This is a genomic window from Mesobacillus stamsii (assembly GCF_030814065.1).
In the GTDB taxonomy this organism is placed as follows: Bacteria; Bacillota; Bacilli; order Bacillales; family Cytobacillaceae; genus Mesobacillus; species Mesobacillus stamsii.
Genome location: NZ_JAUSUN010000001.1, coordinates 212,083 through 231,356, shown reverse-complemented (window position 1 = coordinate 231,356; position 19,274 = coordinate 212,083). Strand labels below are relative to the sequence as shown.

The following is a 19,274-nucleotide window of genomic DNA, read 5'->3' as shown; positions in this document are numbered from 1 at the left end:
TGTGTCAATGACTAATATTCCTCATTTTAATCAACTCCCTGAACAGGAAGCAGAGTTGATTCGAAAGATCAAAAGCAAAACGGCCAAAAAAAACCTGGATAATATCACAAGAACAAATGCCTATCTGGATTTCTATCTCGAGTATCCCGAAATGATTTGGTCCTTTCTAGCAAGCATGGTGTCACGAAATGGAGGTTACAATATGTGTGACCTGGAAGGGGAATGGTTTCCGAAAATGCTTGACCCTGTTATTCGCAACCGGCTATTCCTTACTTATGAACGGGCGAATTGGTTGATTTTTCGTGACGCCTACGCACAGCTTCTATTGTACTCTTATTCGACGAAAAGGAGCACTCCAATGTTTCACTTGCTTAGATTTCTGGATGTATCGGCTTATATGGAGAAGGAGTGGAAGTTCTTTTGGAAGGCTCGAGACAAAAGAAGGCTCATGACTGCCTTGATTATTAACGAACAGAATGTCATCCAGGAACCAGTAATCAACGAACCGGTATATAAGAAACGAGTTTTCAATACGTCTATATTTATGCTAGAGGATTATCTGCATTTTAGTACCGTCCTCTTTCCTACATGCGCTGGGGAGCTGTACGGAGCAAGCGTACATGGTTTCAAATATATCAGCAATCGGATCAATCTTGGTAAGCAGTTGGCATCAATTCTTTTTGATCCCCGTTTTTATTCGTCCTTTCTGGAATTTGCAGTAAGTACGGAACATACCGGATCCAGACATGATTATGAGCAATTCTTTTCGGTGCCCAAAAAAAGGGACACGCCATTCCTGCGCTGTACGTATCCAATCATCCGGCATCATTACAGGGAACAAATGGATTGGTATGTTCAGCGGAGATTTCGCAAAGATTGGGAATATTTTGACCCTGCTAATCGGCATCCGATTCATCTGACCAAATGGTATAAAAAAAAGCAAAAACAATTGCATGCTTTGATAACAATCAAAGAATTATTCACCTCAGATTAATGTGGGCATAGAAAAAAGCAGGGATTCTCCCTGCTTTTTCTCCACTTCGAGAATGGTCTAGTTAAGCGCTTGTCGAGGCTGACCAAGGCGCTTGCGCTTTTCTCATCATTCAGCCGGGCGATTCGGTCCTTCCAGCTTTTTGTTGCCATAGCCAGCTTTTTTCTCTGCCGTTTTATTCGGCTGCTGTGCCGTTTTAAGTTGTTTTTTATTCATGTAAACACCTCCCGACAATTAGTGTGTTCATTTGGGAAAATTTCATGCGATTTGGCCAATGTCGAAGACTGTAAAGTTTCGTGCTGAAAAACACTTTGTTTGCCGAATTCCTACTAGTTTTGTCAACTGGGAAGGAGGTTATATCTGCAGGTAGAATGATACAGTCAAGAGACGAAAATTTACAAGGAATGTTTCGTCGTCGGAGACCGGGTGTTCATTCTGCTAGACCTTAAAATACCAAATTGGGAGAGATGATAATGAAGCCAGGAATGGAAAAAGAAAATTTTGTAAGAATGTTGACTGAAATGACCCATTGCCTAGAAGACACTGAGATGAATTTACAGGAATCTGTGCAGATAGTCCGAGAAAAAATGTACCGTGACCATTTAGTGCATTTAGAAAGCACAAGTATGCTTCTTGATAAACTGGAAGGGGAAATCCAGCAACCCATTCCTTTTTCAAGCGAGACGATTCATGGGCAAGCTTCGGTCAAACTTGAAATCAGTTGTTAAAATATACTAGAATAGATGAAAGTAGCGGATTTAGGGAAAGCTGCAAACCGTCCAATATAGAATCGGATAAAAGAAAGCGTGATGTACTTGGAAGCCGAACAAAATCTTATTGAATTATCGGAAAGATTGCTGCAGAACTTGGAATATGCCCTTCAACGATTTCATGATACAAAGGAACAGCAGGTAAGAGGTGATTTTCACGAGGAAGTCAAGCCGTTTGCAGATGAGGTAAAGTTGACAACAGATTCTTGGAAAAAATCAGCGTCTGAATGGTTAGGTCAGAACAGGCCGAAAAACCTTCATATCAACCAGATTGAAACGGCTGCGAATTATCTTGAAGTCATTTCTGTACAGGCATTTTTTCCGGAAACAAGCAAAAAACGATTCCTCGATCAAACCCAGTCAGTGGAATTTATCCTAAAAAGTCTGATCATTGCGATCAACCAACTAGGAGTCTTTCCGACGGAGTGAAATCCACGTATTTTTATTCAAAATGAATGTTTTTATACAATAAAACGGATGAATAGGAAGCATTATCGCATAATTATACGCTAAAAAATTTTTATCGGACAGACTCCAAGGCAGCCAAAAATAAACAAGCACCAGCGCAATCGACCAGCACCTCCATTCAGCCAATTTGGCTAGTAAGAGGGGCGGTCAAGCGGCATGGTGCTTTTATTTTTTTACAAAGGTATTTCTTTCTGATCTTCGGGAATGAAAGCTCCTAGCAATTCCAGCTCACGAACAAGATTCCGGTATTCTAGAAAGGTAATCTCATTTTGAATGTACGACTTCTTCGTAAAATCGAGCAATTCGTTTACATGGTCCGGAGTGTATTCTTTAGTCCGGGCAAATAGATTTTTCAGTTCGTGAACGTTCATTTTTTCATCCTCCTTCATCCTTTGAATCCATACTATCATGAAAACGTAAGTGTCCTTTATTTTTCAAAAATTGAAACTTCCGACAGTATCTTTCATTGTTAGACAAAACCGGAAGCCTTTTCCAACCTCTCACCCTTTGGGCGGTTTGATCATATACTATCGTAAGGAATGATTGGAGGAGGATGTTCGCCATGTTTGGCCCTAGGAATAAGATGAACCCCTACCAACCGCACTGGCAGGGATACCAAAACAGCCAGGAAACGCACCAATATAGTAGGAATAATCAAAGTTTCAACCGGCAGCAACCGATCCCTCAGCAATATACCCCACCATATTGGAATGCTGCGCCGGGAAACTGGCAAAATTATTATCCGCAACAGGGTTATCCTGTGAATCCTTATTTACAAGGAAACAACCCTCAGTGGAAACAGTCAAACCCAATTGCGGATAACAAAAATAACTACACAAAAATGCTTTTTCAAAATCCGTTGATACCGGAGGATGACCCAATTTACGGTTCCTATAACCCGCAAGCTGACTACCAAAACTATAACCCATATCCGCAGCAATCGTTCATGCCAAAGCAGACATCCAGTATGCAATCAATCATGAATTCGTTTAAAAGCCAGGATGGGAACTTCGATTTTACTAAAATGGTCGATACTGCTGGCATGATGATGAATGCGGTTACCCAGGTATCATCGCTTGTAAAGGGTCTCGGCGGAATTTTCAAAGTCTAAAAAATAAGCAGGCAATTATGCCTGCTTCTATTATTCCTCTATGAAGATATCGATTTTTTTCCCCTGTTTTTTCGCGATTTTAATGGTAAGCAATCCATCGCGGTAGGAAGCTCTTGTCTTTCTATCATTTATCGGATGAGCAAATGGAATAGTCCGGCTGACTTGCCTTGAAGAAGTCATATGCATTTCTGTTTTTGCGATATCGTTTTTTTCTGAAGCCATTTCGGTTTTGTTTACTAAGATTGTGAGCGAGTTGTTAATGACATCAATCGAAATATCCTCCTTCTTGATCCCCGGTAATTCTGCTGTCACTATATATTCAGTCGGTGTTTCATTTACTTGTACAGCGATGGAAGACGGGGGAAAGGGATGTTTGAAAAAGTCATCAATGCTTTGCAGGATTCCTTTCACGGGTTTTTCCTGCATCAGCTGGTTCATCGATTTGAACCACTGTTCGAGCGGCTCAGGTCTTTTTGGGCGATCAGGATGGTTGGCTGCCATCGATTCATCCTCCTTTGCAAGAATTCTTATCATAATTTATGTGACAGGGAATGTCCTTGTTCAAGAAGATAGTATTTTTCTTCAAAATAAGAAACGACCCTTTTTGAACACTTTGTGAAAAATGCCTTTTGTGTGATTTGGATCACATAATCCATGTTTCATCCTCTGTATGCTGAACTAGAAAATAAAGCAGAAAAGGGGAATGTACATATGTTTTGTTACCAATGCGAACAAACACCGACAGGAGGATGCAAAGTTGTTGGTGTCTGCGGAAAAGATGAAACAATCGCAAGTCTACAAGATACGATCATTTTTGCACTGAAAGGCATAGCGGCTTATCGAACCCACGCAAATCAACTTGGATTCACAGATCCGTTTGTTGACGCCACAACACACGAAGCATTATATATGACTTTGACTAATTCCAACTTTAATGTCCAGGAACATATTGATATGGCGATGAAGGTTGGTCAATCCGCCGTCCGCGTGATGGAAATGCTCGATGAAGCGCACACTAGCCGTCTCGGCATCCCACAGCCTGTTAAGGTGAGCCAAAATAAGGTGGAAGGCAAAACAATCGTTGTAACGGGGCATAATTTATTCGCTCTTGAAGAATTGCTGAAGCAAACCGAAGGCAAAGGAATCAATATTTACACGCATTCCGAAATGCTTCCGGCTCACGGCTATCCGGCATTGAAAAAATATCCGCATCTGAAGGGGAATATCGGAAAGGCATGGTTTGACCAGCGTCGATTGTTTGAAAAATTCCCTGGAGCAATCCTAGCAACGACAAACTGCGTTATGCCGATCAAGGGTTCTTATGCAGATCGTATGTTTACATACGAAGTAACAGGTCTTGAAAATGTAAGGAAAATTGAAGGTGAGGATTTCTCCATGCTTATCGAAAGAGCATTGGAGCTTCCAGAAGCTAATATGGAATCGGAAGAAACCTTGGTGACTGGTTTCCATCATGAAACAGTGATAGGGTTGGCACCAGAAGTAATCGAAGCAGTCAAATCAGGGAAAATCAAGCGTTTCTTTGTCATTGCCGGCTGTGATGCACCGGGAAAAGGCGGGGAATACTACCGCGAGCTTGCAACATCTCTCCCTCCAGAGGCGGTCATCTTGACAACATCTTGCGGAAAATTCCGTTTCAATGATGTCGATTATGGTATGGTTCCAGGAACCAATATCCCTCGATATCTGGATCTTGGCCAATGCAATAATTCAGTATCAACGGTAAAAATCGCCAAGGCACTTGCTGATGCCTTTGAATGTGACGTAAATGAATTGCCGGTAAGCATCGTCCTTTCCTGGTTCGAGCAAAAAGCTGTAGCGATCCTGCTTGGACTTTTCAGCCTAGGGATTCAGGATATCCGCATCGGACCTAAGCCGCCAGAATTCATTTCTGATGGCGTGATGCAGGTTCTTAAGGACACGTTCAACCTAAAATTGATCACGTCCGCTCAAGAAGACCTGGAAACAATGATGGGTTTAAGCAAAACGGAATAAGATCATGAACGCCCGGGGCAAAGAGCCTCGGGCGTTTTTTCTTGAAAAAATTAGACAAGTTCGTTCAGCAATTTTTCAGGGTCGATAATCAAATTCCCAGCTTCATCCGTGGAAATCAACTCATTTCTTTTCATTTTGGTCAATGTTCTGCTGACCGTTTCCCTAGTAGTGCCAATCATATTGGCTAGATCCTTGTTTGTAAAATCCGTTGTCAATAAAATTGCACCATCAGCTTGCTTTTCTCCGTGAAGCTCCCCAAGCCTGATCAGCAGCTTGATGATTTGTTCATACGTAGTGTTAAGTATTTGAGCTTCCAGTCTTTCTTGTAGGTCGACGATTTTCTCCCCCAGGACCTTGAATAGCTTGATACTCAAATGAGGGTTTTCGACCAGAACCTTTTCGAATTGTGCTATTGGGACAACGACAAGGCTTGCTTCCTCCAATACCTCAGAAAAACCAGGATAACCACCTTTCCTGAAAAAGCCTACATGAGGGAACATTTCCCCTTTCTTAAGGATGGCAACGATTTGCTCCCGGCCATTCGCATCACTTTTATAGATTTTCACCTTGCCATTATTGATAAAATAAACATTTTCAAGTGGGTCACCCTGCATAAAGATATGGCTATTTTTGTTCCATTTCCGCGAAATGGAAATATCAACGATCTTATCTAATTCATGGTCCTCAAGGTCCCTGAACAACGAAAATTTTGCTAATATATTTTTTCTTTCCTGCTTATCCAAATGAAACACCTCAAAATAATTTGCTTTCCTATCATTTTAGCAAAAGGATGCTAAAAAACATATGTATTTCCTACAGAAGCTTCGAGATAAACGCAATGCCAAAAACTAGCAGTTTAATTTAATGATAATTTTCCTTTTGCAACGAACGTTTATTCGCTAAAATAAGGATAACGAGGTGAACGTGATGAAAGTCCGAAAAAGCATGCAAGAGATATTGCAAGAATTAAAGGTTAGTGAATCAGTAAAGAAGAATATCGTCCACTGGCATACGATGGAGGAAAAAGAAGCACAGACCGAAGAAATGCCCGAGGATTTAAGCGGGATCCTGAGAAGTGCACTGGAAAGGCGTGGGATCTCCCAATTGTATACCCACCAGAGGTCATCATACGAACAAATCATGAAAGGACAAAGCATCGTTGCTGTCACACCAACGGCCTCTGGGAAAACGCTGTGCTATAATTTGCCGGTACTGCAATCCATTATTGATAATCCAAATGCGAGGGCTCTTTATATGTTTCCTACCAAAGCGCTGGCACAGGACCAAAAAAGTGAAATCAATGAATTGATCCAGGAGGCGGAACTATCTATCAATAGCTATACATATGATGGAGACACAGCCTCAAATATTCGCCAAAAGGTCAGGAGAGCCGGGCATATCGTTATAACCAATCCTGATATGCTCCATTCGGCAATCCTTCCGCACCATACTAAGTGGGTATCCCTTTTCGAGAACCTGAAATATGTTGTCATCGATGAACTGCATATTTACAGAGGCGTTTTTGGCAGCCATGTGGCAAATGTCATTAGGAGATTAAAAAGAATCTGTCATTATTACGGCAGTGACCCTGTTTTTATCTGTACATCGGCGACGATCGCCAATCCACTTGAACTCGCAGAAGGATTGACCGAGAAAGATATGGTGTTAATCGATAATAATGGCGCCCCTTCTGGAAGGAAGCATTTTTTATTCTATAATCCGCCAGTTGTCAACATTCCACTCAATGTCCGCAGGAGTGCCACACTTGAAACCAGAAAGCTTGCGGGAGAATTCCTGAAAAACAAGATCCAGACCATTGTCTTTGCAAGAAGCAGGGTAAGGGTGGAAATTTTGCTAACTTATCTGCAGGAGCTGGTCAAGCATAAGCTTGGGCCAAAAGCAATCAGAGGCTACAGGGGGGGCTATCTGCCGACGGAAAGGCGTGCGATTGAAAAAGGACTGCGATCGGGAGAAATTTATGGTGTTGTCAGTACGAATGCGCTTGAATTGGGTGTCGATATCGGCCAGCTTCAGGTTTGTATCATGAACGGATATCCGGGTACGATTGCCAGTGCATGGCAGCAGGCAGGTCGGGCTGGCAGACGGCATGGAGAGTCGGTGGTCATCATGGTGGCTAGCTCTAGTCCGCTGGATCAGTATGTCATCCAAAATCCCGACTACTTTTTCAACCGCAGTCCGGAAACAGCCTTAATCAATCCAGATAACCTGATCATTCTGATTGACCATCTCAAGTGTGCTGCATATGAATTGCCATTGAAAAAAGGAGACACATTTGGGGCCGCAGAAATGGAAGAAATCCTCGAATATTTAACGGAAGAGCGTATCCTTCATCAGAACGGAGAGAAATGGTATTGGATGAATGATGCTTTCCCGGCCCATAACATCAGTCTTCGGTCGGCATCTCAGGAAAATGTCGTGATTATTGATCAATCAGATGTAGCCAGTGTAAGGGTAATTGGTGAAATGGATACTTTTTCAGCAATGACCCTGTTGCATGAAGAGGCGATTTATCTCCACCAGGGAGTCCAGTACCAAGTAGAAAAGCTCGACTGGGAAGAAAAGAAGGCGTTCGTCCGGGAAGTAGATGTCGATTATTATACTGATGCCAATCTTGCCGTCCAACTCAGTGTCCTTGAAGAAGACAAGCACAGGGGGAATGAAGAGACAAAAATTGGTTATGGAGATGTAAGTGTAAGGGCAATGGCTACCATCTTCAAGAAAATCAGGTTTGAGACTCATGAAAATATCGGATCAGGTCCCATCCATCTTCCGGAAGAAGAATTGCACACGAGCTCAACTTGGATCTCACTTTCTAAGGAATTTTCCGAGTTTTCCGATGACCGCCTGGAGGAAGGATTGATCGGAACTTCGCAGGCATTGAAGCATATTGCGCCATTATTTGTTATGTGCGATCCTTCTGATGTCCATGTCGTTCCGCAGGTAAAGGCTGCGCATAATGAAAAACCAACAATTTTCTTTTACGATCGTTATCCTGGTGGAATTGGCCTGAGTGAAAAAATCTATTCTGGCATGGAGGACATCTTGAATGAAACGAAACAAATGGTCCTTAATTGTCAGTGTTCAGATGGCTGTCCATCCTGTATCGGAACCGATACAACCTCCAACCACTCAAAAAAAGATGTAGTGAAATTGTTGAATCTGTTTTTAAAAACGGCATTCTAGGAGGAGGGGGAAAATGAGTTTAAAGAACAAATTGAACAGGCTGAAGCCACACATAAAGAGTGAAACGGAGAAGACTGATCCTGTGAATATCATCCAAGAAACAGAAGCGGTTAAGCGAAAAGCCGATCCTGAAATCCCGTTTCTCGACGTCTGGGAGAAAGAACATGTTTTCCCCTTCTATTTTGATGGACAGTACTGCCTAGTAAGGGAAGTTGTTTATCCGCTGGACCACAAGCATGGCCATTACCAGTTCAGAGATCTGTTAAAAGCTATCTCCCTGTGGAATCAGGAACAGACAAAGCATCCGCTTTCTGCGTCCGGCCATCGTGCAGGCGATTTGGTATTTTTTGATACAGAAACGACGGGACTTGGCGGCGGGGCAGGGAATACGATTTTCTTGCTTGGCCATGCGAGTGTCTCAGAAGATTCAGTTAAGCTTATACAGCATATTCTGCCTAGTCCGGGAGCGGAAATCGCGCTTTACCAAAGTTTCTTGCAAAAAGTTGATTATACTACATTGGTTACATACAATGGGAAGGCGTTTGACTGGCCTCAGGTTAAAACAAGGCATACCCTTGTTCGTGACCACGTTCCAAAGCTGCCTTCCTTTGGGCATTTTGATTTGTTTCATGCATCGAGAAGAATGTGGAAGCATAAGCTTGAACGAATGAAACTTAGCATCGTCGAACAGGAAGTACTGGGTCTTGAGCGGAAAGATGATATTCCCGGCTTTCTGGCACCGATGATTTACTTTGACTTTCTGGAAAGGAAAAACCCGGAAGGATTGCTGGGTGTCATCAGGCACAATGAAACAGATATCCTGTCATTGTTGACTCTATATACACATTTAAGTTTCCAGTTGCTCGGATATGACGGATACCAGACCGCACAAGAAACTTATGAGGTTGGACGCTGGTTTTCTTATCTTGGCGAAAGTGAAAAAGCAAAGCAGGCTTTCACTGGACTAATGGATGAGGACAACGCTCAGGGAATTTCTGCAAAGCATGCGCTTGCTTTTGAACATAAGAAGCAAAAAAAATGGCAGGATGCGCTTCCACTATGGAAGGAAAGTGCGGAGAAGGGAAGCTTGATGCAAAGGAGAGAAGCATGCATTGAACTGGCCAAGCATTTTGAACATCGGGAGCGGAATTTCGAAATGGCTTTGAGGTACTGTCGACTAGCTGAAGAGCAGATCAGCGAGAGAAAGCTGGCAACAAAAAAAGACATGCTTTTTAAACAAGAACTTGAAAAAAGGATTCAGAGAATTTCCCGGAAAGCATTTCCCGGGCAAGCGCAGAATTCGTCAAATTGAGCCTGTTTCAACAAGTTTCGCCAGGTTATTTTCAATTGTAACAAAATTTTAACATTTAAATGATCAAAATCTGTATGATCCTGTTGTAAGTATGGTTCGAACATTGTAAAATGTAAAATTGTACGGTGGTAAAAATCAATATAATATTACGGGGTTGGTAAGATGTATAAAGCAGTTTTAGTTCTCTATTTTGTTGTCATCACCCTTATTGCTGTCTTATTCAGCGGGCTGAAGGACAGCTTTTACACATTCCTTTAATAGATTCATAACGCATGCATTGCCAAGTATCTTTCAAAAATAGGTGTTTTCATTAGTACAAGACGCATAACTTCTACATAGGCTGTTAATGTAAAGAATAAGTCTAAGGAAAGGAGTTATGCACTATGCACTGTAAGCCAACGAATGTTTTGCCAACAGTAGTTCATCCCGCTAAGTGCTGTGTGAACAATCAGTTTGTCAATAATGTGGTTCCACATGTTCATCCATCTCATACTACTAATGTAAATCATATTAATTATGACCATGTCCACTATTTTCCGCATACTGAGTCAACAGTGAACCAGGTTACAAACCAGAACTTTTATGGCGGCCCTGGTCCAGTACCAGGCGGAGTAGCTCCAGTTGGTCCAAGACCACGACCAGGATTCGGCGGACCAATGGGATATGGCCCGGGAATGGGATTCGGCAGGTAATAAGAAAAGCAACAAGGGCAGAAAAAGCCCTTGTTTTTTTAAGTGTAAAAAGGGTATATATATTGTTTAAAGCGAATAACTTCAATAAGACGGAGATTGTGTGAAGGAGCAAACCATGGTCAAAGTAGCGACGATATCAGGATATAAACCTTTTGAAATCGGAATATTTCAACCTGACCATCCGGCAGCTGAATACATAAAAACTGCAATAAAGAAAACGATCGTGCCGCTGATCGAGGATGGCTTGGAGTGGGTAATGATCAGCGGGCAATTAGGTGTGGAATTATGGGCGGGCGAGGCTGTGTTTGAGCTTCAGGAATTATATCCCGACCTTAAGCTTGCTGTATTCACACCCTTTCTTAACCAAGAGGAATCATGGAAAGACACAAATAAGAATTGGTATGAATCTATTTTGAATCGAGCTGACCATGTTGATTCGCTTACCAAAAAGCCATACGAAAATTCATGGCAATTCAGGCTGAAAAATCAATTTTTTATTGAGAAAAGCGATGTACTTGTATTGCTATATGATCTTGAAAAGGAAGGAAGTCCCAAATTCATATACGAAACCGCAAAAAAGTTTCAACAATCCAATCCGTATGATATCCAACTAATTACTTTGTACGATCTGCAAATGGTTGTAGAAGAAGAACAATTAAGGCAGCAGGGATTTTAATCAAAAAATCTGTTATGCTTAAATAACCGTAGTCGCCAGTTGAATGTTGCAGTTTGACCAAAAATGAACCGATTCTGTTGGAAATAATTACAGAAAACAAAAGAAAATTGACAAATCTCCTTGTTTTTGAAAAAATAAATAGGAACATAGGGGTATATTGAGGTGAATGGAATGCTATCCGATAAAATACAGTTAACTGCTAAAGATATTTTAGAGAAGGAATTTAAAACAGCCATGCGTGGCTACAAGCCAGAAGACGTAGATAAGTTCCTTGATCTAATCATCAAGGATTACGAAATCATGCAACAAGAGATAGAAGAACTGCAGCAGGACAATCTTCGTCTAAAAAAACAGCTTGATGAGTCATCACGCCGCCCAAGTACACAGGCAGCTGGAACGACAAATTTTGATATCCTGAAAAGATTATCGAACCTTGAGAAGCACGTATTTGGAGACAAACTTTACGATTAATCTAGATTCTGCTAATGTTTGAAATGAATTACCATTGCTTTTTAGACCAAAATTACATATACTATTTTTTGTAGCTGTTAATAACGTTCGGGTAATCGCTGCAGTTCTGCTGCAGAGGAAAGTCCATGCTCGCACAGGCTGAGATGCTTGTAGTGTTCGTGCCTGGCCAATTCATAAGCCAGGGCAGTTGGGCTCACGCTCGGCTGACGGCAGGGAAAATGCCTAAGTCGGCAACGATATGGCATGAATACCTATAAAAGTGCCACAGTGACGGAGCCTTCCAAGAAATTGGAAGGGTGGAACGAGGTAAACCCCGCGAGCGAGAAACCCAAACAATGGTAGGGGCACCTTCCTGAAGGAACTGAACGAAGGGAAGGACAGATGATCTTCATCTGTAGATAGATGATTACCACCGGAGTACGAGACTATTGGTCATTTGCAGTACGATGGCACAAAACATGGCTTACAGAACGTTATTAATTGGTTTGTATGATGGTTAGGAAAGCTCTCCTTTTGCTTGGAGTGCTTTTTTTATGTATATTAATGCTATTAGGCAATACATAAGTAAGTATATTGGTGAAAAAAGGGTGAAATGATGAAGAATTTTGATATAATTGCAACCTCTGCGATGGGTCTTGAAGCAATTGTCGCTAATGAAGTGCGCGATCTGGGATATGATTGTCAGGTTGAAAATGGGAAGATTGTCTATAAAGGAGATGTGCGCGCAATCGCCAGAAGCAATATGTGGCTTCGTACTGCTGACAGGGTCAAAATAAAGATTGGCGAATTTAAGGCATATACTTTTGACGAACTCTTTGAAAAAACAAAGGCACTACCTTGGGAAGAATTTCTGCCGGTAAATGCTGAGTTCCCTGTTTCGGGAAAATCTATTAAGTCTAAACTATTCAGCGTATCCGATTGCCAGGCAATCGTGAAAAAAGCTGTAGTGGAACGCTTGAGAACTTCTTATAAAAAATCTGGCTGGTTGGAAGAAAACGGCCCTTTATTCAAAATGGAAGTCGCGCTTCTTAAAGATGTGGCTACAATAACAATCGATACGAGCGGCAGCGGTCTCCATAAGCGTGGATACAGAGTGGATCAAGGGGAAGCTCCTCTGAAGGAAACATTGGCTGCAGCATTGATCTTGTTGACAAATTGGAATCCGGATAAGCCATTTGTTGACCCGTTCTGCGGATCTGGAACGATTCCGATTGAAGCGGCGTTAATTGGTCAAAATATCGCACCAGGCTTTAATCGGGAGTTTGTTTCCGAAGGCTGGGACTTCATCCCGGAATCCATTTGGGAGGAAGTCAGGGAGGAAGCAGAAGACCTTGCTAAGTATGACCAGCCCTTGGATATCAGCGGGATGGATATAGACCACCGGATGGTGAAGATTGCTGAGGAAAATGCTTTTGAAGCAGGCCTTGGTGATTTGATTTCCTTTAAGCAAATGCGAGTGCAGGATTTTACTACGAAAAAGGAATATGGTGTAGTGATTGGGAACCCTCCATACGGAGAGCGCCTCGGTGAAAAGAAAGCGGTCGAAGAAATGTACAGTCAAATGGGCAAAGCCTTTGCTCCACTGGATACTTGGTCCATTTATATCTTAACTTCAAACGAAAATTTTGAACAAGTGTACGGAAAACCGGCAACAAAAAAGCGGAAGCTGTTCAATGGCTTCATCCGTACAGACTATTATCAATACTGGGGAAAGCGTCCCCTCAGATGAATCATTGATCAAGGGATTAATTTTCAGGAAAAAAGGGTTTGGAATCGTCTCATTCCAAGCCCTTTTTGTATTTTGTTTTTGAATAAAACAGAATATTTGTATGCGATTTTGAATACAATAAATACATATTTGCAATGAATGGAGGGATGGCAATGAATTATTCTTTTATTGATTTCCAGCGTATCTCAAAAGCGCTTTCGTCAAGCACAGAAGCTTTGCGAAATGAATTCCAGTCCGACGATATCCAGCTGGCGGAATTGCAAAAAGCAGAAAGCAATCTTCGCCAAGCATTGTCATTTTGCCTTTCAAATTCTAAATAAAAGCAAAGAAACGCTTGAAACACCAAGCGTTTCTTTTCGTGGTCTCCTTAGAAACCCTGCAACAATTTTTTGCCATCCGCTGTCATCCGATCTGGTGTCCAAGCTGGCTCCCATGTCAATTGGACGTCCGCGTGTTCTATTTCCTCCATTCCTTGTACGCAATACTTAATTCCGCTGACAATGCTGTCATGCAGAGGACAGCCTGGAGTTGTCAATGTCATCAAAATTTTTGCGGTTCGAGGTTCAGGAATGTCAATATCATAAATCAAACCCAAATCCACTACATTAATGTTTAATTCAGGGTCATAAACGGTTTTTAAGTTTTCTCTAATTTTATTTTGTAAATCTGTCATCATGAACTCCTCCTTAAATAGTCAAAACTTTGGCTATGACATAGCTGAACAAAATCACTGCCAATAGAATCAAGCACTGGGCAATATAGAAAATTGGCATTAGTTGGACAAAGAAAGAGAGGATGATCAGCACTGTTCCAACTGTAAACAAAATAAATAAGGGAATTGCCAGCTTTTCATCCATCATATCTTTTAGGGCAGGTACTTGTTTTTTGCCGATTTCCTTGCTATATTTGTGAGTCCACCATAGAAATGGCACGATTTTGTACAAGTATCCGATGATGCTGAATGCAATCCAGGCGATCAAATATAGGAAAAGGATGGGACCAGCGGTTTTTGACAGCAAACTTAGTCCGCTTGCTATAAAAGCAGTCAGGTGGATGACTGCCCCACAGCTAATTGCAAATAAAGCGAACATGAATGGGCGATCTAGCTTCCTTTTTACGCGTTTATCGATCATTTTTTTCACATGCCAGGTGAAAGTCAAAAATCCAGCAAGCAACATAAAAGTTCCGAGGATTTCCAGTAAGTGAGTGCCTGTAAAGAAGGACGCAACCATCAAGATGACTCCGGTTAAGTAAAAGATGTATACATAAACTGCTGGCTTCATCGTAAATCCGTGAGCCAATGAAAACATCGGAACCATTTTATAAGAGAAGCCAAAAATCAGCAATGAGAACCATCCGACAGTGCCAAGGAGAATATGCGTTTTAAAAAAGGCTTGATAATATTCTGATGCAAAACCGGTTTTCATGCTGATTACCAGTGTAATCCCCAATGTTATGGTCAGCAGGAGGGAAAATAAGGCGCTGCCGACAAACAATGTGAGAATATTTGGTTTTGCTTGGCTTCGCAGCGTCATGAACATTTGCACAAGAAACATCAGGATGCCTGTCAATGTTATCATTCCAGGAATAAGAGCATCCTGCGGATGAAGATAAAGTGCCGTTGCAAACGTCACGATTCCCAAAGCTGTAACGGCAAATTGCCAAAATCCAAATTTTTCGCTCCAGATAGTCGTCAGGAAAGCGACAGGAACGAGCTGGTACATCGCGCCCATTGCAACCATCAAGGCCCATCCAAGGACAAATAAATGGGCAGCAGACCAAATGGCGGGCAAACGGAATGTGCCTGTTATCAGCATGTCACCGTTCAGCAGGATCAGCACCTGGGAAGAAATCAATGCAACCATACTAAAGAGGATGAAGGAAAAAGGAAGCTTACTATTAGTCTCGTTGCCACTGCTTTGCTGAACCATTTCTATCACCCCGCTTTTCGGGAAATCGTCACACGATAACTTCCATCATTCTGTTGTTCTGTTAAGTACAAATAACCCCGTTCATCCAGTTGTTCGAACAAAAACATCGGTCTTCGGTCATTAAGGATCGTCAGTGTCTGTCCCTCAGGGAGCTCATCTAGGGCAGCGAGCGTACGGATCATAGGCTGTGGAGGCTCCAGACCTCTATTATCGAGAATCATCTTATTTCCCTCCCGTTTTGGTAAAAACGATTTTATAATGCTTTGCTTCGATCTTTTCAGCTTCGTGATCAAACCCTTTTGCCTTTAAAACTCCATAGAGGGGAACAGGTTTGAATGGGGCATGAAGCACAAGCACATCATTCAAGTGCAACTCTGCGATCGCCTCCATAATTTTCTGGAAAGGCTCCAGTTTGTTATTGATTTCTTCTCTTACATCTAGTTCGATCGTTTTATGTTCCATTGGATTGACCTCCTCGTTACGATATTCGGCATAGTTAAATGATAACCATTTTCAATACTTGCTTCCGTGATGCGAATCACTTTATGAGAGATTTTTTGGTTTTCAAAATAACTCTTGATGCAATTTTTCATGGTCGATCAGGTAGGTGCCATCCAAGTCAAGACTTATACATTCCTTCTTCTTTAAGTAAGTGATCGTCCTGCTGACCGTTTCCCGCGAGGTACCAATCATATTGGCAAATTCTTTATTTGTGAAATGGGTGGTCAATTTATAGCCATATTCCAGTCTTTCGCCATTTGTTTTGCATAGTCTCAGCAGTAGCATAATGATTTGCTCGTACGTATTATGAAGAATTTGTTCTTCCAGACGAGCTTGCAAATCAATGATTTTTTCGCCGAGAACCCTGAATAACTTGATGGAAAGCTCTGGATAGGACACAAGAATTTTTTCGAACTTTGAAATTGGGATAACAATCATCTGTGTGTCTTCCATCATTTCTGCATGTGCTGGATACTGGCCTTTTCTAAAGAAACCGGCATGAGGGAACATTTCCCCAGCCTCCAAAACGGAAACAATTTGTTCCCTGCCAGATGAATCCGTTTTATAAATTTTCACCTTTCCTGTATGAATGAAGAACACGCGGTCAAGCGGGTCGCCCTGCATGAACGCATACATTTTATTTTTAAAAAATCGTGGCTGGGCAATTTCTACAATCGGATCAAGATCCTCAAGAGACAATTCCTTGAAAATTGGAACTGTCTTTAATTGCTGCCTGATCTGTGATAGATGCATATCGATCTGCTCCTTATTTCGGTTTATGTTTCTACTATTAGAATTTATCAACTGCACAGGGAGCGCAAAGTGACCTAAATCATCATTTGAAGTTTTGATGAAAATAATTCTCACTGCTGTGTGAAATATCACACCTACAGCATGAGGTAGTTCACAAACACTATCTTCCTTTCGCTTTATGCTTAGTTTGTAAACCAAATTAGGAAGGGGATGCAGGGAAGATGGAGATCCAACGTGGAACATCCACAAAAGCAGTAGTCAAGAAAAATAGAAACTCACTGCTGAAATCTGTACTCATATTTACTTTATTAGTAAGCTTTACAGTACTCCTGACAGGGGGATACTGGATTTTTAAAGAAATGGCTCCAAGGCCGCTTGAAGTCACGAGTGAAAATGGCGATGTCATTTTCACGAAAGATAGCATTGTCGGAGGCCAGGCGGTATTCCAGAAATATGGCCTGATGGATTATGGCACCGTGTTGGGACATGGGTCATATATGGGCCCAGACTATACGGCAGAAGCACTTAAGATATACACAGAAGCGATGCAGAATTTCAGATCTCAGGAAAAATATCAGAAAGACTTCCATGATTTGAATAAAGATGATCAGTCGATCGTTCGGGAACGAGTCAAGAAAGAAATGCGAGAGAACCGTTATGATTCGGAAAAGGATCATCTGGTGTTGACGGACGCGCAAGTGTTCGGGCATCAAAAGGTTAGGGAGTTTTACCATATTATTTTTACAAAAGGGGACGATTGGGGACTTAAGGCAGGCTTGATCCAGGAAAAACATATGCCGGATGGCGAGCGCGCTTGGGTAGCAAAGGGTGACCAGATGGAGCAGATTTCTGATTTCTTCTTCTGGACAGCGTGGTTATCAAGTACACAAAGACCTGATGATACCATCACTTATACAAATAACTGGCCATATTATGAAGATGCAGGAAACACAATGTCATTCTCGGCCGTCTGGTGGAGTGGTGCAAGCGTAACCTTATTAATTTTCTTTGTAGGCTTGATCCTATTTGTATTCTATCGCTATCATCTTGGTATGAAGGAAGCTTACACGGAGGGGAATTTCCCTACTATCGATTTGAAGAAGCTGCCGCTGACTTCTTCGCAAAGGAAAACAGCCAAATACTTTGCAATCGTATCTGTTTTGTTCTTTGTCCAGTCCATGTTTGGAGCATTATTGGCACACTATTATATCGAACCTGATAGTTTCTTCGGCTTAAAATGGATCCATGACATTCTGCCATTTAACATTACGAAGGGGTTTCACTTGCAGCTTGCTATCTTCTGGATTGCGACAGCCTGGCTTGGAATGGGAATTTTCTTGGCACCGCTAGTTGGAGGTAGTGAGCCGAAGCGTCAGGGATTGCTGGTAGATGTTCTGTTTTGGGCTTTAGTCGTCCTCGTCGCTGGCAGCATGATTGGTCAATGGCTTGGTGCCAATGGTTACCTTGGCAACAATTGGTTCCTGCTTGGGCATCAGGGCTGGGAGTATCTCGAACTTGGCCGTATCTGGCAATTCATCCTCGCTCTTGGAATGCTGATTTGGTTATTCATCGTATTTCGAGGCATCAGAAGTGGATTGAAGCGGGAGTCTGACAAAGGTGGATTGATTCACCTATTATTTTATTCAGCAATTGCTGTCCCAGCATTTTACTTTTTTGCCTTCATGATCAATCCAGGAACACACTATACTTTTGCCGATTACTGGCGCTGGTGGATCATCCACTTATGGGTAGAAGGTATTTTCGAAGTTTTCGCAGTCGTAGTGATCGGTTTCCTAATGGTGCAAATGAAGCTTGTAACAAAGAAATCGACTGTAAGAGCATTATACTTCCAATTGATTTTGTTGATGGGAGCAGGTGTCATCGGGATCGGGCATCACTATTATTACAACGGATCAGCTGAAGTATGGATTGCTTTGGGTGCAGTCTTTTCAGCACTTGAAGTTATTCCATTGACTTTGTTGATCTTAGAGGCATATGACCAGTATAAAATGATGCGTGACGGCGGCGTGGATTTCCCTTACAAAGGCACGTTCTGGTTCTTGATTTCCGTAGCAATATGGAATCTAGTTGGTGCAGGAGTACTTGGCTTCCTGATCAACCTGCCGGCTGTAAGCTTCTTTGAACACGGACAGTTCCTTACTCCAGCGCACGGCCACGCTTCCATGATGGGCGTATATGGCATGTTTGCTGGAGCAGTATTGATCTACTCTTTACGCAATATCGTCAAACCGGAAAAATGGAATGATAATTGGGTGAAATTCATCGTCATCATGCTGAACGTTGGTTTGGCAGGAATGGTATTCTTTTCCTTGCTGCCGGTTGGCTATCTTCAGCTAAAAGAAGCTTTCTTTAATGGATACGCAGCTTCCCGTTCAGCAGCATTCCTGCAGCAGGATACCGTTCAAATGCTGCTGACCTTAAGGGCCATTCCTGACACGATTTTTTTGATAGGTGTAGCAGCCCTGGCAGTATTCAGCATAAAGGCACTTTTCAATCTGCGAAAAGTAACCCACAAAGAAGAAGAAAAGCTCCCGGTTAAAGACCTGGCAGTGGAAGAAGAATAAACTAAGAAACCGCAAAGCAAAAAGGCTTTGCGGTTTCTTAGCTTAATCGCGCTCCGCCCAATGAAGT

General features: G+C 42.1%; 21 protein-coding genes and 1 other RNA gene. 14 read left to right on the top strand and 8 right to left on the bottom strand.

Annotated elements, in window-relative coordinates; genetic code table 11:
• Nucleotides 1-7: 7 nt before the first annotated feature.
• The 3 genes from J2S25_RS01240 to J2S25_RS01230 all read left to right on the top strand — a co-directional run bounded on the left by J2S25_RS01240 (nucleotide 8) and on the right by J2S25_RS01230 (nucleotide 2,190).
• Nucleotides 8-994, top strand: a complete 987-nt coding sequence (locus tag J2S25_RS01240) for a DUF2515 domain-containing protein (RefSeq protein ID WP_044396141.1) — start codon at nucleotides 8-10, stop codon at nucleotides 992-994.
• 470 nt (nucleotides 995-1,464) lie between these two features.
• A complete protein-coding gene (locus J2S25_RS01235; protein ID WP_044396133.1) occupies nucleotides 1,465-1,719 on the top strand; it encodes a hypothetical protein in 255 nt (84 codons plus the stop codon).
• Between the two features lie 81 nt (nucleotides 1,720-1,800).
• Nucleotides 1,801-2,190 carry a YppE family protein gene (locus J2S25_RS01230; protein WP_044396134.1) on the top strand — a complete coding sequence of 130 codons (390 nt, stop codon included), beginning with the start codon at nucleotides 1,801-1,803 and terminating at the stop codon, nucleotides 2,188-2,190.
• A 212-nt stretch (nucleotides 2,191-2,402) separates the two neighbouring features.
• Here the strand turns inward: J2S25_RS01230 and yppF are convergent, their stop codons facing one another.
• Nucleotides 2,403-2,600, bottom strand: coding sequence for a YppF family protein (yppF, locus tag J2S25_RS01225; protein ID WP_044393201.1), 198 nt, complete (start codon nucleotides 2,598-2,600; stop codon nucleotides 2,403-2,405).
• Nucleotides 2,601-2,791: 191 nt separating this feature from the next.
• Here yppF and J2S25_RS01220 point away from each other — a divergent pair, with 191 nt between their 5' ends.
• A complete protein-coding gene (locus J2S25_RS01220; protein WP_044393204.1) occupies nucleotides 2,792-3,340 on the top strand; it encodes a YppG family protein in 549 nt (182 codons plus the stop codon).
• Between the two features lie 30 nt (nucleotides 3,341-3,370).
• Here J2S25_RS01220 and J2S25_RS01215 read toward each other — a convergent pair whose 3' ends face one another.
• Entirely contained in the window at nucleotides 3,371-3,841 is a 471-nt protein-coding gene (locus tag J2S25_RS01215) for an Hsp20/alpha crystallin family protein (RefSeq protein WP_044393206.1), read from the bottom strand.
• 210 nt (nucleotides 3,842-4,051) lie between these two features.
• Between J2S25_RS01215 and hcp the strand changes: the two genes are divergently transcribed.
• A complete protein-coding gene (gene hcp, locus J2S25_RS01210; RefSeq protein ID WP_307191012.1) occupies nucleotides 4,052-5,353 on the top strand; it encodes a hydroxylamine reductase in 1,302 nt (433 codons plus the stop codon).
• Nucleotides 5,354-5,403: 50 nt separating this feature from the next.
• On the opposite strand, the gene J2S25_RS01205 is transcribed toward hcp, so the two are convergent.
• Nucleotides 5,404-6,096, bottom strand: coding sequence for a Crp/Fnr family transcriptional regulator (locus J2S25_RS01205; RefSeq protein WP_044393207.1), 693 nt, complete (start codon nucleotides 6,094-6,096; stop codon nucleotides 5,404-5,406).
• 184 nt (nucleotides 6,097-6,280) lie between these two features.
• Here J2S25_RS01205 and J2S25_RS01200 point away from each other — a divergent pair, with 184 nt between their 5' ends.
• The 8 genes from J2S25_RS01200 (at nucleotide 6,281) to J2S25_RS01165 (ending at nucleotide 13,757) form a co-directional block, all read left to right on the top strand.
• Nucleotides 6,281-8,557 (top strand): DEAD/DEAH box helicase, encoded by a 2,277-nt coding sequence (locus J2S25_RS01200; RefSeq protein WP_307191011.1) that lies wholly within the window; start codon nucleotides 6,281-6,283, stop codon nucleotides 8,555-8,557.
• 13 nt (nucleotides 8,558-8,570) lie between these two features.
• Nucleotides 8,571-9,869: a ribonuclease H-like domain-containing protein gene (locus tag J2S25_RS01195; protein ID WP_044393210.1), complete on the top strand. Its 1,299-nt coding sequence runs from the start codon at nucleotides 8,571-8,573 to the stop codon at nucleotides 9,867-9,869.
• Between the two features lie 383 nt (nucleotides 9,870-10,252).
• Entirely contained in the window at nucleotides 10,253-10,561 is a 309-nt protein-coding gene (locus J2S25_RS01190; protein WP_044393212.1) for a CotD family spore coat protein, read from the top strand.
• Nucleotides 10,562-10,676: 115 nt separating this feature from the next.
• The gene (locus J2S25_RS01185; RefSeq protein ID WP_044393214.1) at nucleotides 10,677-11,237 is read left to right on the top strand and encodes an SLOG family protein; all 561 of its coding nucleotides are present in this window, start codon (nucleotides 10,677-10,679) and stop codon (nucleotides 11,235-11,237) included.
• A gap of 171 nt (nucleotides 11,238-11,408) precedes the next feature.
• The gene (gpsB, locus tag J2S25_RS01180) at nucleotides 11,409-11,708 is read left to right on the top strand and encodes a cell division regulator GpsB (RefSeq protein WP_044393314.1); all 300 of its coding nucleotides are present in this window, start codon (nucleotides 11,409-11,411) and stop codon (nucleotides 11,706-11,708) included.
• An 83-nt stretch (nucleotides 11,709-11,791) separates the two neighbouring features.
• Nucleotides 11,792-12,179, top strand: an RNA gene (rnpB, locus tag J2S25_RS01175) — RNase P RNA component class B.
• Nucleotides 12,180-12,303: 124 nt separating this feature from the next.
• On the top strand, nucleotides 12,304-13,437 hold the full coding sequence (locus tag J2S25_RS01170; protein WP_044393216.1) for a THUMP domain-containing class I SAM-dependent RNA methyltransferase: 1,134 nt from the start codon (nucleotides 12,304-12,306) through the stop codon (nucleotides 13,435-13,437).
• Nucleotides 13,438-13,589: 152 nt separating this feature from the next.
• Nucleotides 13,590-13,757: a hypothetical protein gene (locus J2S25_RS01165; protein ID WP_157841621.1), complete on the top strand. Its 168-nt coding sequence runs from the start codon at nucleotides 13,590-13,592 to the stop codon at nucleotides 13,755-13,757.
• A 47-nt stretch (nucleotides 13,758-13,804) separates the two neighbouring features.
• On the opposite strand, the gene J2S25_RS01160 is transcribed toward J2S25_RS01165, so the two are convergent.
• The 5 genes from J2S25_RS01160 to J2S25_RS01140 form a co-directional block, all read right to left on the bottom strand.
• Nucleotides 13,805-14,110, bottom strand: coding sequence for a metal-sulfur cluster assembly factor (locus J2S25_RS01160; RefSeq protein WP_044393218.1), 306 nt, complete (start codon nucleotides 14,108-14,110; stop codon nucleotides 13,805-13,807).
• A 13-nt stretch (nucleotides 14,111-14,123) separates the two neighbouring features.
• Nucleotides 14,124-15,368, bottom strand: a complete 1,245-nt coding sequence (locus tag J2S25_RS01155) for a hypothetical protein (protein WP_307191010.1) — start codon at nucleotides 15,366-15,368, stop codon at nucleotides 14,124-14,126.
• A 5-nt stretch (nucleotides 15,369-15,373) separates the two neighbouring features.
• A complete protein-coding gene (locus J2S25_RS01150) occupies nucleotides 15,374-15,589 on the bottom strand; it encodes a DUF2249 domain-containing protein (protein WP_307191009.1) in 216 nt (71 codons plus the stop codon).
• Between the two features lies 1 nt (nucleotide 15,590).
• On the bottom strand, nucleotides 15,591-15,830 hold the full coding sequence (locus tag J2S25_RS01145; protein ID WP_044393223.1) for a DUF2249 domain-containing protein: 240 nt from the start codon (nucleotides 15,828-15,830) through the stop codon (nucleotides 15,591-15,593).
• Nucleotides 15,831-15,932: 102 nt separating this feature from the next.
• Nucleotides 15,933-16,622, bottom strand: a complete 690-nt coding sequence (locus J2S25_RS01140; RefSeq protein WP_044393225.1) for a Crp/Fnr family transcriptional regulator — start codon at nucleotides 16,620-16,622, stop codon at nucleotides 15,933-15,935.
• A 221-nt stretch (nucleotides 16,623-16,843) separates the two neighbouring features.
• Between J2S25_RS01140 and J2S25_RS01135 the strand changes: the two genes are divergently transcribed.
• Nucleotides 16,844-19,207 carry a nitric-oxide reductase large subunit gene (locus J2S25_RS01135; protein WP_044393227.1) on the top strand — a complete coding sequence of 788 codons (2,364 nt, stop codon included), beginning with the start codon at nucleotides 16,844-16,846 and terminating at the stop codon, nucleotides 19,205-19,207.
• Nucleotides 19,208-19,274 lie beyond the last annotated feature (67 nt).